The following is a 14,559-nucleotide window of genomic DNA, read 5'->3' on the forward strand; positions in this document are numbered from 1 at the left end:
TTATTTCCTATTTAATATTTCCAGATTGAATAATTTTAATCCTGCTTCTGTTATCCACTATTTTACCAACATTACTTAAAATATTATTTAAGAGATAAATATTTTTATTTCTCTCTCCTTCAATTTTAAGAAAGCTGTTTACACGGGAAAAAAGAAGAGATGATTGAATTATTCCTTCATTAACATCGCGGAATATTACCGCATTCCGAGCAAGAACTCCGCTTCCGATTTTTAATCCCGAAATATTCAACTGCTCTACATCATCGCAGAGTATTGCGGGCCGGTGGTCCTCCCTCTTCAATCTCAATTCAATATTATTCAGACTGATATTCCGGGCATGTCGGATGAAAAATCCGAACGACGGAAGCGTCCCCCACTTTGTGCTTTCAGGATAATGGTCCTCGAGTTCAGGTATTGATTTAAGAGCATCATCGGCTGTTCCTCCACCAGGAAATTCGAGAGTTATATTTTCAAGACTGATGTTTTGAATATTGTAACCCGGGATTCCCGTAATTGATGCTCCAATATTCGATTGAATATCTGTTGCCATTACATTGCTGATTGATACATCCTTAAAAGTCCCGACTCCAGGCTGAGGCTGTCCGTCATAGAATTTTCTCGCTCGGTTTCCAAGACGCATATAGATCGGAATCTGTGTTCCCTCAATTCTTATATTGGAAATAGTGACGCCCTCGAGTATTCCCCCGTCTACCATGCCTAACGTGATACCACTTATTCCTTTAGGCAGACCGTAAATCGGTTCGGTATCGATGCTCGGTTTTACAACCATATTGGATATTGTTATATTCCTGAAACCGCCGTGAGATTCGGTGCCGAGTTTAATCGCATTGCAGTGGCTGCTGATAACACAATTTGTAATCACAACATTTTCAGTAATACTGAAAGATGTGCTTTTAAGAGTTATGGCGTCATCGTCAGTATCACCAATACAATCCGACATTATTACATTTTTACATCCGTCGATATCTATCATATCGTTATTCTGATTTGCATGATTGTAAACCCGGATTCCTTTTATAAAAAGATCTTCGCAGGCAAGATACTGCTGCATCCACATTGCCGAATTGCGCATAGTAATATTTTCGATCTTTACATTTTTACATTCGACAAACCTTATTATATACGGCCGGTTTTTATACCTTTCCGGTTTTTCTCTGGTAGTGACTTTAAAGGCGCTTCCCTGTCCATCTATAGTACCTTCACCGCGTATCGAAATATTCTCTGCTCCCTCCGCATAAAAAAGACTGTGTTTGAGAAAAGAGTCGTTATAGGATTTCATCTTCGGAAGATATTCCGTGTAATCAGAAATATTTGTACTACCGAGGATAGTTGCTCCTGGTGAAATAAAGATTTCAATATTGCTTTTAAGTTCGAGAGAGCCGGTCAAATATTTACCCGGGGGGAAATATACGACACCGCCGTAAAGATAAGAATGATCAATAGTTTTTTGGATAGCAGATGTTTCCAGAGTAACTCCATCTCCTATTGCTCCATACTCCTTAACATTAATAAAAGCAGATTGTGCTGATATGAAGGAAGCTGCCAAAAAGTATATCGGGAGAATCCTGCCTTTTAAGAAATTAATTGAATTTGTTTTCATTTTTCATTCATTCTGATTTTGTGCATAAAAATTCTTATGAGTTTAATAACAGCTCTTATTAATAGAATACCAAAATAAAGTATTACTGAGAGTATTAAGACATAGTGAATTTCGGAAAGAATTTCCCACCAAGAAGCGTCGTAGATTATAATTGCAAGAATATTAAGGAAGAAGGAAAAAATAAAGAGAACGAGCCATATATAAATTTCCCTTAGCTGAACTTTCCTTTTTATAACAATCTTTTTCATATCAGGTATTCTCCGGGTAAGGAAACAGACTTTCCGGTTTTAGCAGCTTCTTCGGCAAGCAGGCACCAGACCGAGGAGTAATACCCGTGTCTTGTAAGCTGCTGAGGAGATCTGCCTTCCCGGATATATTTCACAAAAGCCTCCAGCTGGAGTTTTGTTTCATCCATTCTGTAATTGTGCGAGATAAACTCCCCTTTATTCTGCAAGGCAGTTTCAGGAATCCAGCTCGCTCCGCCAATCGGAATTGTGTCGAAGATTCCTTTTTCAATATCATTAATCAGTCTAAGGATAGCCGGAGGATCGGGAGGATTTTCAGAATAAATTTTATTTACTTCGAATTCGATAGTTCCCTTATCGCCTAAAATCTGTTCTTCCAACCCGTAATGTTTATTGCTGATCATAGAATCGTAAATAAAGTGAGTGCCATCGGGATAAGTAAATATGCAGGCAATACTATCATAAACCTCGCGCCCGTCCTTCCAGTAATTAATTGAACCTGCGCTCATAACAGATACAGGTTCTGTTTTCTTCACCCAGTTAGCAACCTGGATCTGGTGTGATGCTAGCTCAGTAAATAATCCGGCAGAAATATCATCGTATAATCTCCAGTTGATTCTCTTTTCGAGTCCGGGTTCAGGCAGAGGCCGCCTCCAATTATTATTTCTGTGCCAGTATGCACGTATTTGAGTAACCTTACCAATTTCACCTTTATGGATTTTTTCAATTCCTTCAAGGTAGACAGGATTGAACATCCGCTGCAGTCCGATTTGAAGGATCCTGTTGCTTTGTAAAGAAGAATCGTACATCAATTTTACATCTTCAATTTTCCGCGCCATCGCTTTTTCACAGAAAACATGGCGGCCGCTATTTAGTGAGTCAACCGTCATATAGACGTGATCATTTAGCGGTGTAGTAACTATGACCCCGTCAATGTTCTTCATTTCAAGCATTCTTCTATAATCAGAAAATCCTTCGGACTTGCCATCAGCAAGCTGCAGACCTTTTTTTAAATTCGGTTCATAGTCATCACATACGGCAGCTATCTCAACATTTAATAATTCCATAAATTCTTTTACATTAAGAAGAAGAGCGCTTCCCCTATCACCAATACCAATTATCCCAAGCCTTACTCTATCCGAGGCGGAATTTCCAGGAAGCTGAGCATTACCGAAAATAGACAACCACGGCATTGAAGCAGCAGCGAGGGAGGATCCGGCGAACAGCGAAATTCTTTTAAGAAATTCTCTCCTGCTCTGAATAAAAAACTGATTCAATTTCCAACTCCTTACTTTGTATAAAAAAATAATTCAGGAAGACCAGTATCATAACAGACTTCCACTGCAGAAATTGCATTGCTGTTAAGCACGACCTTATTTATTTCATCTTTCTGCATTACTAAAAAAGCGGTTGAAAAAACCTCGGCCTCCTCCGGTGAATCGGATTTAACGCTTACACTTTTTATCGAATTAACAGGCAGATGGTTCACCGGATCAATCACATTAATACTTTTATGCAATTTCCCTTCGTCGGTTATCGTATAGCTGCCTGATGTTGAGACAGATTCATCGGCCATATCGAACGAATAAACTGTTGAACCCGGTTCAAGCAAATTATTAATCCCGACCTTCCAGCAGTTCCCGTTGGGATGTGAACCAAGCCCAAGGATTGAGCTCTCACCGAAACTTATAAATGCGCTGATTACACCTTTATCTATAAGCAATGATTTTACACTAGCGAGCGCATACCCTTTACCGAAACCTCCAAGATCTATTCTGATACCACGATTACCGAATGAAACCGAACGATTGTTGCTATTCAAATAAACCTTATCGAATCCAGTTGTTGTTTTCAATTGGTCAGGCAGGTTTTCCAAATTTCTTTGAGAGTCATGAGCAATCCAGAAATCCATGAGCGGTTTAACAGTTATATCGAAAGCTCCGGCAGTTAAGAGATAGTATTTCCTGCACCGTTCGAGTATTTCAAAGACCTCATCGTTTACATTATCAATTTCATCTGATTTACGATTATTCAATCGGCTTATCTCACTTCCTTTCTCATAAAAACTAATCAGCGATTCAATTCTAACAACCTCGTTCCTAACAAGAAGAAATAATCTATCTCCATTTTCATAATCAATTGACGGAAACAGCAGGTTAAATCTTGTTCCCATCGCAAAAAAACTGTTATAATAAATTTTATTCATTTTAATATTGAAATACTTTTCCGTCCGCCAGAACTTCCCGGTTAACTTTATCAAATGTCACGAATTTTTTAGTTCTGAGAGCAGCGGTAACCATTATGTTTGAAACCGAATGATCGTAACCGGCTTCAACAGGTGCATTGGGTTCTTTTCTGGATCTTATGCATTCCATCCAGTTTTTCATATGAAGTGAGGTCATAAGATCCACGCCAGTATTAGCTGAAGTTTCAGCTTTCACATCTGATATGGATAGATCCAAATCAGAAAGCAGGTTTGATTTCATCTTCATCGATTTTGCATACTGCTCGGTCAATCCACCTGTCGGTGTTACTTTATTAGTATCCAGATTCAATTCGCCGCCGTTGGAATAGTAAATTTCTTTTACTCCTCCTGCCGAATTGAACATTCTTGATGAATATAGAACCTGAAAACCTTTTGTAGGATCATCTTCAGGACCGTAATCAAATACTGCAGTCATAGCGTCAAAATTTTTTCTTCCGTCATTCCACATATATATACCGCCGTTAGCTGAAACGGAGCGTGGAAATTTCAATCCGCTGAACCAGTGAACAGTATCGATCTGATGAGCCATCCACTGCCCGGGAATTCCGGAAGAATAGGGCCAGAACAATCTGTATTCGATATATTTTCTCGGATCCCAGGGTTCAAAAGGTCTGTTTAGTATGTAACGCTTCCAATCGGTATCGGATTCTCTTATTGAAGAGACAAGTTCGGGCCGACGCCATCTTCCAGGCTGATTTACATTCCACGTCATCTCAACCATTTTTATATCGCCAAACTTTCCCGACTTAATAAACTCAAATGCCTTGTGATAGTTGGGTCCGCTTCTCCGCTGTGAACCGATTTGGCAAACAATACCTGATTCCTTAACAGCGTCGAAGGCAAGCCGGTTATCCTCCATAGTTTCGGCAAAAGGTTTTTCTACATAAACATCTTTCCTGTTTTTAGCAGCTTCGACCGTATGAAGCGCGTGCTGAAAATCTGCTGTAGAGATAATAACAGCATCAATATCCTTATCAGCATACAGTTCTTCATTATTCAAATATGTTAAAACATCCTTATCAAATTTCTTTTTGAAAAATTCCGATCCCTCTTTTCTTCTTCGGTTCCAGATATCTGAGACACCTTTGATCTCAAAATTCAGGTTATCTGCATGATTCATAAACGCAGGTATTAACGAATCGCGGGCGCGGTCGGAGAAACCGACAATTCCAACTAACACCCTGTCGTTAGCTCCCGCTATTCTAGAATAACTTCTTGCATTCAATCCGACCGAACCGGCAACAACACCGGCAGCCGCCATCGCAGATTTTTTTATAAAATCTCTTCTTGAATTTCCCATTGGGTTTAACTCCTGCTAGTTAAGTTCTCTTATTTTTATATTCATGAAAGAAACCGCGTCCCCATGATCCTGAAGGAGAATATGTCCTTCCTTAAATTCACCAAAATTTTTCCAGACGCTATATTTGCTGTATGCAACGAGAGCCCGCCACATTTGTGTATTCCGTTCATATTCTACAACCTTGAATCCGTTGAGCCAGTGTTCAACCTGATTATCTTTAACAATAATTCTGGCACGGTTCCACATTCCGATCCCGTTAAAACGTTTTCCGACAGGTGCAATAAGATCATAGAGAGAGCCGAGAGTTCTGTTGCCGGCAACTCCGAGTTTGGCATCGGGATGTTTGGCATCGTCGAGGATCTGGAACTCGCATCCGATAGCCGATCCTTCCCCTTTATTCAATTCGGGGTCGACAAAATATTTTATACCGGAGTTAGCACCATCAGTTATTTTGAAATCGGCTATCAATTCAAAATTTCTATATTTTTTTGTTGTGATAATATCACCGCCGTTTCTCGATTCCGCACCTCCCGACGAGAGGACACTTAGAACCCCATCTTTAATTTCCCAGCCGTACTCGGGAAATTTATCGAGCTTTGCACCGCGCCAGCCATCGGTAGTTTTCCCATCCCATAATAATTTCCAGCCGGTCTTCTTTTCATAATCAGAGATTGTGTTACTTATATAGTTGTATTGGGGAATCCCCGATTCAGGAGATTTGAATTTTGAAGGATTATCGGTGATGATTCTAATGTTTCGCCACATAGCTTTAATACCATTTTTTAAAGGATCATTTTTAATATCATGAACCTGCAATGCGATGAAACCGGTCTTTGTTAGGTCATCTATAATATCCGCGCAGGGTATACCGTTAATCCATGTTCTGATCGAATTCCCGATTGCTTCAACACGGACTAAATTCCACTGATTATTTTTGAAAGCTTTTCTTCCATTCGGATTTTCATCGAGAGTATAGAGCCAGCCGCGTCTTGCTTCGTCGTAAATTCCACCGCTCCAGGCTCTATCGGACGGGTCAATCTCAACCTGATAACCGTGCACTCTTCCTTCCTTAAAGTCTACCAAACTTTCGCTTCTGAACTGTACACCTGTATTCAACTGCGTATCAGTTTTAATTTCGAACTCCAGAATAAAATCCGAGAATTTTTCTTTTGTGCAGAGGAATGAATTCGGTGAGCCGACTATTGCCTCTCCCACAAGCACACCATCCATCACGTAGTATTTTGCAGATCCGTTTAACTGTTCCCAGCCGGACAAATCCTTACCGTTAAAGAGAGATTTCCAGTTCGGCTGCGCATTGACAGCAACAGATAGCAGAATTAGAATCACATGAATTAATTTCAGTTTAGTTTTCATTTTTTTACCGTTTATTTTTTTCAAGATTAATTTTTACAGTATAAACCTGGGGAGACCCGCTTCTGTCGGAACTGAAAAGGACATATTTTCCGTTAGGACTGAACCGGGGATGCGGATGTGAATCCTGCTCGATCAATGTTGAGTTGTGACGAAAGAGAATTTCTACCTTTTCAATTTTATTAGCTCCCCGTCTAAGAAGTGCAAGTACGGGCTGATCATTATAAAGGTCCACAACCCAGTGAAGGTTATCTTTAAACAGGTTCTGATGCGAAGGGGATACGCGGATATCGTAAGTGTGGTTTTCTGTTCCGTCAATAGTCTGTAACCCTATAAACTGATTACCTCTCATAGGTCCCCATCTGTATTTAGATATGTATGATATATATTTACCGTCGGCACTCCATGTTTCGTGAGTACGCTGAGTACCGTATTCCTGATCCACCGGACCACCGTTATTCCCGTCAATAGAGATCCACCAGATTCTAATAGGTGCGTGTCCTACCAGTCTGGGTCTGCCCGGTTTATCCCACTGCCAGCAATATAATATTAAGTCCGGATCTACCGGATTTGTCTGAACGTGACCTATATTAAATCCGAGATCGTGTGTAATCGGTATAATTGATTTAGCTATTATATTGAATTTGTAAAGAGCAAAAGGGCCATATTCGGGATTGCCGGGGAGAGCTTCTTTTTTGTTGACGGAAAAGACTAAGAACTTACCGTCGCATGTTACCGAGAAGGAGAGGATCTTAAACTTTAAGGAGGAAAAATCATAAATGAAATCTGTCTTCAGTGTTTCAATGCTGAGGGAGTATAGTTTATTTTCATCAAAAAAATAGATTGTCTTAAACTTGGAAAGGAAATAAATATTCCCGGTTTCCAGATGCGAAGCATCGGTTATCTGGATCATTTCACCATTATTCAATGAGAGTTTGTAGAGCTGTTTTTTACCTGTTCTGTCTGAAAAAATAATTGCGGTTTCTTCATCTATAAATGATTCAATGGTAAAGTAGGGATGATTATTAATCCCGGTATTTGTCCACTGTGTAATTTCATAACCGGTTGTGTCGTCAATCCATGTTTTGAATTCAGCAATATTCTTCTTTCCTATAAAACCAGTAGTATCTACAACACCTGTTGCCGGGCTGCAAATTGTATAGAAAGATAGCAGCAGAACTGTACTAAAAACTAATAAATGAATAATTCCAGTTTTCATTTTATTTATTGATGTCTACTTTCACAGTATAAACCTGAGGAGATCCGGATTTGTCAGTTCCGAAGAGAACATACTTGCCATCCGGGCTGAAACGTGGATGCGGATGACCCGGCTGTCCCTCCCAGGAAGAATTGTGGCGGAATAGTTTAATTTCTTCCTGAATTTTGTCCCGATCAAACTTCCAGAGCGTCAGAATCATTCCGTTATTCTGGTCTGCTATCCAATGTTTGTTATCAGAGAAAACCTGCGAATGAGCCGGGCCTACAGGTGCTTCGAACATGAAATTATCTGTCCCGTCATATTTACAAGAACCCAGGAATTGTTTCCCCTTATCAGGTCCAAACATATACCGCGCGGAATAACCGATACGCGAGCCGTCGTAAAACCAGAATTCATGAGTCCTATGGATCCCGAATTCCTGGGGTCCAACGGGTCCCCCTTCCTCACCGTTTACATTCAGCCACCAGATTCTGATAGGAGCATTGCCGACAGTTCCGGCACCGCCTTCACGGTATTGATGCTGCCAGGCGTGGATTACAATTGATGGATCGTCAGGTGATGCCTGCAGATGATTAATAGTAAATCCATAATCGGGTGAAATCTGTTTTGTTTCTGAAGTCTTAGGATCGAAACGGATAACAGCAAACGGTCCGGTACTGTGTTCGTCAGAATAACCGGGATTCTTATTTATTGAGTATACCAGATACCTTCCGTCGCATGTTACAGTGAATGAACGGATATCAACCTTTTCATCTTTAAATACCAGTCTGTTTTCCATCGTTTCGTAATTCAGTTCTCTAACAGAATTGTCAATTTCGTACCAGATCCTTTTAAGATTGGGAAGATGCCAGACTCCTCCGACTCTTCCCTGATGATTTGTAAGCTGGGTTATTGAACCGTCTACCAAATTGAGCCGGAAAAGATTAACACCGCCTGCCCGTGTCGAGTAGATGATTGCATTATCGGCATCAATGAAAGATTCAATATTGAAATAGAGATGCCAGCTTTCATATTTCTCGGATGTCCACTTTGTAATTTCAAATCCGAATTCATCATCAATCCATGATACTTTTTCGGATGGCCATATTCTTCCCACGAAAGAATTTCCATTCTCAAGATTATCCAGACGAAACTTTATCTTTGTATCGATCCAGATCTCTTCATCTTTGTCTAAACTATTAATCGGAAAATATTTCAGTTTTTCGGCATGCTTAACTGCAGCATCATCAAGCACTTTGAATCCTGATCCATTCTTTATTTTTACATTATGAACATTCCCTTCCCTGTTAACAAGAATCAATAATTCAACATCACCCTCCAGATATTTTTCAATTGCCTCCTTCGGGTAATTAAGTGCCGGCTCAAATTCTAATTGCGGAATAAAACGGGAACCGGTACCGCAGGCGATCAATCCGGTAAATAAAATCAGCAGTATGCAAACTTTAAATGCTAGACTCTTCATTCTCTTAAAGTTATCCCATTATTTAATTCTGACAAATTCAATAACCATTGTAATTCCCGGAGTGATTTCAAGGTTTATTTTCTGTCCGACTTTATTAACTGCAAACCGGTTTTTTTTCAGGACATCACCATAACAATTCTTGTACAGAAGATCATATTCACCTTTCTGAAGCTGCCAGATTCGTGCGGTAACATTTAACTCATCCTTGCCGAATAAATAGATTTCAATACTGAGTTTTTCTTTATTTGAATCAGTAACGAGAGCTGTGAAATTATTATCAGTATTTTCCCATGTGACAGCATAATAAGGCGAGCTTCCCTCAGGAGTACCGTCGCCAGTCAGCATTGCTTTCAGCAGATCCGCTCCGCCGGTTCTAACACGGTCGGTATGCAACGCAAGCGTAGTACGTAACGGAGTATTATAGCGGATTTCTTCTAATGCTTCCGACAGTCCTTTAATTAGGTAATTGTAATTTCCGGTTATGCGGAATTTTGTATAGTCATTTCCGTATTTCAACAGAATAGAATCATAGTTTTTATTTTCAGTTGTAAATCGCCATTTGCTTATAACTTCCCAGAAGTTCTTTTTACTTATCAGAGTATTAACGGCCCAGATTTCGCTGCCGGGTTCTGAGTTGCTACTCCCGATCCGGTGAATATTACTTTTAATTAAATCGAGGCTGAGAATGATCGGCTTCAGCAGATTTGAATTATTATTCAATGTATATGTAAAAAACATCTGGTCGAGTATCATAGAACCGGCGGAATGCCTCCAATCGAAATAATCCCAGAGCATATCGGACTGGTACCAAGTAAGGCCGTCGCCGTTTATAGCTTCATCATACCACCGGACCGATGAGGGGAGCAAACCTTCAGGTTTCTTCTTATCGGTACTAAGTGCGACATGAAGCCATGCTTCGGACCATTCATTAAGTAGGTTGATTAACTCCTGCTTGCGAGAAGACCATGCAAGATACCTGAGCGGTTTCAATGCTCGCGTGTTATAATCAACGTCGCGGTCCCGCGGAGGTCTATCGTCTACTTCAGTTGAACCAAACCATGCCGACTTAAAGAATCTTCTACCGAATTTATTTTTAGCAGACCAGAGATTCTCGAAGTATTCGGCTGTATACAATAAGCGTTTAAAGTAAGTTGAGTCTGAGTCAACAAATAAGAGTTCAGGAGTAGAGTCGGATATAAATTCCGAAGCATGTTCAACATCGATCGGAAATTTAGAATAACCTTTATAAACTTTAGGACTTCTCCAGACTTCATCTGCCAGTTTTTTCCATCCAGCAATCGCGTATTTATTGCCTGAGAGAAGGAAGGGCGTCCACCATCTCAGTAATTCAACATCGTCGCCAAGTTTGCCACCCAGTTCACCGTTCGGCGCCTGCCGTTCCGTAACCCACCATTTTATTTCGCCGCTTAATCTGCATATTAATTCTCTTTGAAGGAGTGACCATTCAGGCGCATCCGGTTCGGAAGGAAGAAAATCGCAGTAATCGGGCTGATCTATTTTAGTGCCGTTCAGCATTATGAGGTTCTCATCCTCCGGATACAATTTCAATAATTCGGCTAGATCACTTGCAGCCATTTCCTTTTCATGTTGTCCTCCTCTTTGAAGATTAAGATCGTAGCCGAGTTTTCCTCTCATCCAGAGTGCTCTTTCTCTGAAAGGATTTCTTTTATCATAATCGTGTTCAATCTGGGCATCAAGCAGGCAAATTGTCTGATGAAGCCGGTCGAATATACCCAGCCCGGTCATTTGCGAAGCCCATTCCCACCCCATCATATTGTTAAGCCGATCAGCTTCCGCCATTAGTGAGGTCAGATTACTGACATACCGGATATAGGAATCATCAGGATAAAGAGCCGACTGTTCAGATAAATAACGATTCAGATCATTCAAAGAAATTTTCGATTTATGTTTTCCGGCTTCTTTAACGAGGCGCTCAATTTTAAAATGTAAATCAGTTTTAGGATCTTCGTAAGGAATAAGCGAAAGAGACAGGACGCGGATGGAATCTTTCCCGCCTTTAAGGTTAAGTACAAATTCATTTCCGTCGATTTCGATAAGCGAGTGATATACTCTGTAAAGATTCATATACTCGGATTCACCGAGTTCGCCGGCTTTAACACGGAACCAGTTTATCTCCCTATCCCTACTGTTGATCTTCAACCGTGCTGAATTGGTATAATCATTTCCAGCTTCCATCCAGAAAGTAAGCCACCATTTGCCGGATTTGATGTTAGTCTTAAATTCAATCTCTTTTCCTGTAACTCCATCTGTTGTCAATTTATTTCTTAAAGTAGTTCCATTCATTTTAGTTTTTTCGAACGAATGAACAGGAGGAAGAGTCCAACCGAAGCCGTCCTCAGAATTGAAAAGTCTTTTTTCATCAATCGATATTGCAAGCGGATCCAGTTTCGAATTAACCGGGCCGAAATCGAACAATAACGCTCTGCTGCGTGTATTTGTACCCTGTGCAAAAACCAGAACTGAAGCGAAGAATAGAATAACAGACTTTTGAATTATTGATTTTATTTTTTTCATAGTAATCCGGAGGAATCGTTATCGAGATAGAGAATTGCATTATTATGAGTCCGTAAAATCGAAGCCGGGCATTTAGTTGATATTTCACCCGTTAAAGTGTTTTTAACAGCCTCGGCTTTCCGATAACCCGGAACGATAACGGAGAGATGGTTGCCGGACAACAGAGCCGGAACAGTAAGAGATATAGCAATTTTAGGTACTTCATCAAATCCGCTGAAGCAGCCGTCGTTAACCTGCTGCTGACGGCATTCGTTATCAAGCTCTACAACTTTAACTAATTTAGAATCATTGAAATCGGCTACCGGAGGATCATTAAATGCTATGTGGCCATTCTCGCCGATACCCATGCAAACAATGTCGATTACATCCTCTCTTAAAAGTTTTTCATACCGTTCGCACTCTTTCCAAATATCCGGAGCAGACGAATCGATGATATTAACGTTTCTGAATTTAACCTTCGAGAAAATATTATCGTACAAATACCTGCTGAACAATTTGTCGGAACCATGTCCCAACCCGACGTATTCATCCATATGAAACGCTGTTATTTTAGACCAGTCGATATTCCTGAAAGCAATCAGTTCTCTAAGAAATTCGTTTTGAGATGGAGCTGCCGCAAACACAATTCTGATATTTTCTTTTACCTGGAGTAAGGAGTTGATAAGTCCGCTCAGGTTCTCAGCAGCCAGCGAACCGAGTTCATTCCTATCCTCGGTGATAATTACATTTAACCTGTCGACTAAAAAGTTTTTCATTAAAAATCCCGCAGTTATGTAAGTATTATTTATTTCGCAAATAGATTTCCATTTCAACCGCAGCAGTTATAACCGCGCCCAAACCTCTCGGGTCGTTATCGAACCGTTCTCTATTAAAGTAGAAATCGAGGTCGTTGCCAATTCCCGTTCCTCTTGTAATATCTTTGACAACACCGTCGCTGGTTATATTTTTTTTAAGTGCATTCCACGCAAGCAGTAAATTTTTTTCATACGATTTGCTTACCCATCCGTTTTTAATTCCCCTTGCCAGACCGATTATAAACATTGCGGTGCATGAGGTCTCTTCAAACGAATCATTCCGATCAAGTACCTGGTGCCACATACCCGACTGATCCTGATGCTTTATGAGTCCGGAGATATGTTCTTTAAATATTTTTTTGATTTTGTTAAAGTCCTTATGATTGCCGGGAATATTCATCAGAGCATCTGAAGAAGCCCAGATAATCCAGCCGTTAGCACGTCCCCAGAAAGCGACAGATTTTTCATTCGCAAAATCGAACCAGGCATGTTTGTATAATTTTTTCTCTTTATCGAAAAGATATTTATTGAAATTAATAATCTGTACGGATGCATCATTCAGATAATCCGGATTGTTATAGAGCTTTGATGCACGGAGAAGATATGGAACGGACATAAAGAGGTCGTCTGCCCATACGGTCATTTCCCGCGGTTCCGGCCTGCAGAGAGTTCCATCGCTTAAGCGCGATTGTCCATTGGAGACATAATCAAGAACAGGTTTAATTACAATTTCATGTTTCGGGTCGGGTTTATCGAGCATCTGCTGGATGTACGGGAGCGCAGGTGCCGATGCGTCGTCCAGCATTCCTATTCTGAATAACCGGTGATTCGAGGAACGGAATCCGTCCATTTCAAAATATTGTTTTTGAAATAGATCAAAGTTTGCATATGTAAAGTCAGTAACCTTTTCAACATAATCGGAATATTTTTTTTCACCGGATATTTTCGCCAGATGCTGAAATCCGAATAGAACAGTGCCTGTCGGGTACATCCATTCAACAAAAGATTCACGTTTGTAGACCGCGTCATCTTTTATAACAAGCTCAAGGAGAAGATTCTGTTTTTCCATTTGCCATGTTAAATAATCACTACCCCATTTATAATAGGAATGAATTCCTTTCTCAGGTGGAAATACTTCCTCTAATGGATTCGATTCATTTACTGCAAATCCTCCTATATAAAACCATTTTCCCGGCAGGTTATTAAATGGGGATGTGAATCCGGATTTTAACGGCGCCTCCGGTTCAGAGATTTCCCTTAAATATATTTTATTATTTCCGGAAAGAGTTTTTACCAAGATCTTATTCAGTCCGGCATTTAATTCCACTTCAATTGTATCCTGAAACTTGAATATTCCGTATGCAATTTCTTTGAAACTGAATTTTGTATCTGAACCGTTTTCGAATACTAGTTTATCATTTATCCAGATTTTAGCAGGAGAACTGAAACTCAGGCCGTATTTTAATTTTACATTTTCCTTTACATCAATTGAGGATAGAGCATAACCAGCACCTTTGTTTATTTTCCCGGGTATGTTGTTAAAATCGATTACCTGGATATCAAGCTGGGGTGACTGAACAACCGGTTTCAATTCGAAAACAGTATCATTGATTACACGGTCGGCAATAGCACGGGCTATCTGAAGCGGAGTACGCTTATCCTCTTCCGAACTGAATCCCGAAAAAATCAGAAGAAGTACAAATAAAAGAGTCTTTAATTTCATAA

General features: G+C 40.2%; 11 protein-coding genes. All 11 read right to left on the reverse strand.

The annotated features are described in order from the left end of the window. Positions 1-7: 7 nt before the first annotated feature. The 11 genes from PLZ15_01170 to PLZ15_01220 are packed head-to-tail and all read right to left on the reverse strand — an operon-like array spanning position 8 to position 14,557. Positions 8-1,621, reverse strand: coding sequence for a glycosyl hydrolase family 28-related protein (locus PLZ15_01170; GenBank protein ID HOI28339.1), 1,614 nt, complete (start codon positions 1,619-1,621; stop codon positions 8-10). Next, complete coding sequence (locus tag PLZ15_01175; protein ID HOI28340.1) at positions 1,618-1,869, reverse strand: hypothetical protein; 252 nt, start codon at positions 1,867-1,869, stop codon at positions 1,618-1,620. The genes PLZ15_01170 and PLZ15_01175 overlap by 4 nt, the downstream gene beginning before the upstream one ends. Beyond that, positions 1,866-3,143, reverse strand: coding sequence for a Gfo/Idh/MocA family oxidoreductase (locus PLZ15_01180; protein HOI28341.1), 1,278 nt, complete (start codon positions 3,141-3,143; stop codon positions 1,866-1,868). The genes PLZ15_01175 and PLZ15_01180 overlap by 4 nt, the downstream gene beginning before the upstream one ends. Positions 3,144-3,154: 11 nt before the next feature. Continuing rightward, a complete protein-coding gene (locus PLZ15_01185; protein HOI28342.1) occupies positions 3,155-4,072 on the reverse strand; it encodes an FAD:protein FMN transferase in 918 nt (305 codons plus the stop codon). Between the two features lies 1 nt (position 4,073). Beyond that, positions 4,074-5,432, reverse strand: coding sequence for a Gfo/Idh/MocA family oxidoreductase (locus tag PLZ15_01190; GenBank protein HOI28343.1), 1,359 nt, complete (start codon positions 5,430-5,432; stop codon positions 4,074-4,076). A gap of 15 nt (positions 5,433-5,447) precedes the next feature. After that, entirely contained in the window at positions 5,448-6,806 is a 1,359-nt protein-coding gene (locus tag PLZ15_01195) for a DUF1080 domain-containing protein (GenBank protein HOI28344.1), read from the reverse strand. 4 nt (positions 6,807-6,810) lie between these two features. Further along, the gene (locus tag PLZ15_01200) at positions 6,811-8,022 is read right to left on the reverse strand and encodes an oligogalacturonate lyase family protein (GenBank protein ID HOI28345.1); all 1,212 of its coding nucleotides are present in this window, start codon (positions 8,020-8,022) and stop codon (positions 6,811-6,813) included. Between the two features lies 1 nt (position 8,023). Then, positions 8,024-9,484, reverse strand: a complete 1,461-nt coding sequence (locus tag PLZ15_01205; protein ID HOI28346.1) for a TonB family protein — start codon at positions 9,482-9,484, stop codon at positions 8,024-8,026. Positions 9,485-9,502: 18 nt separating this feature from the next. Then, on the reverse strand, positions 9,503-12,040 hold the full coding sequence (locus PLZ15_01210) for a hypothetical protein (protein HOI28347.1): 2,538 nt from the start codon (positions 12,038-12,040) through the stop codon (positions 9,503-9,505). Next, positions 12,037-12,795 carry a glucosamine-6-phosphate deaminase gene (locus PLZ15_01215; GenBank protein HOI28348.1) on the reverse strand — a complete coding sequence of 253 codons (759 nt, stop codon included), beginning with the start codon at positions 12,793-12,795 and terminating at the stop codon, positions 12,037-12,039. Before PLZ15_01215 ends, PLZ15_01210 begins: the two co-directional genes overlap by 4 nt. A gap of 25 nt (positions 12,796-12,820) precedes the next feature. Beyond that, positions 12,821-14,557 (reverse strand): glycoside hydrolase family 88 protein, encoded by a 1,737-nt coding sequence (locus tag PLZ15_01220; GenBank protein HOI28349.1) that lies wholly within the window; start codon positions 14,555-14,557, stop codon positions 12,821-12,823. Between the last annotated feature and the right edge of the window lie 2 nt (positions 14,558-14,559).

The organism is Melioribacteraceae bacterium (assembly GCA_035362835.1).
Classification (GTDB): domain Bacteria; phylum Bacteroidota; class Ignavibacteria; order Ignavibacteriales; family Melioribacteraceae; genus DSXH01.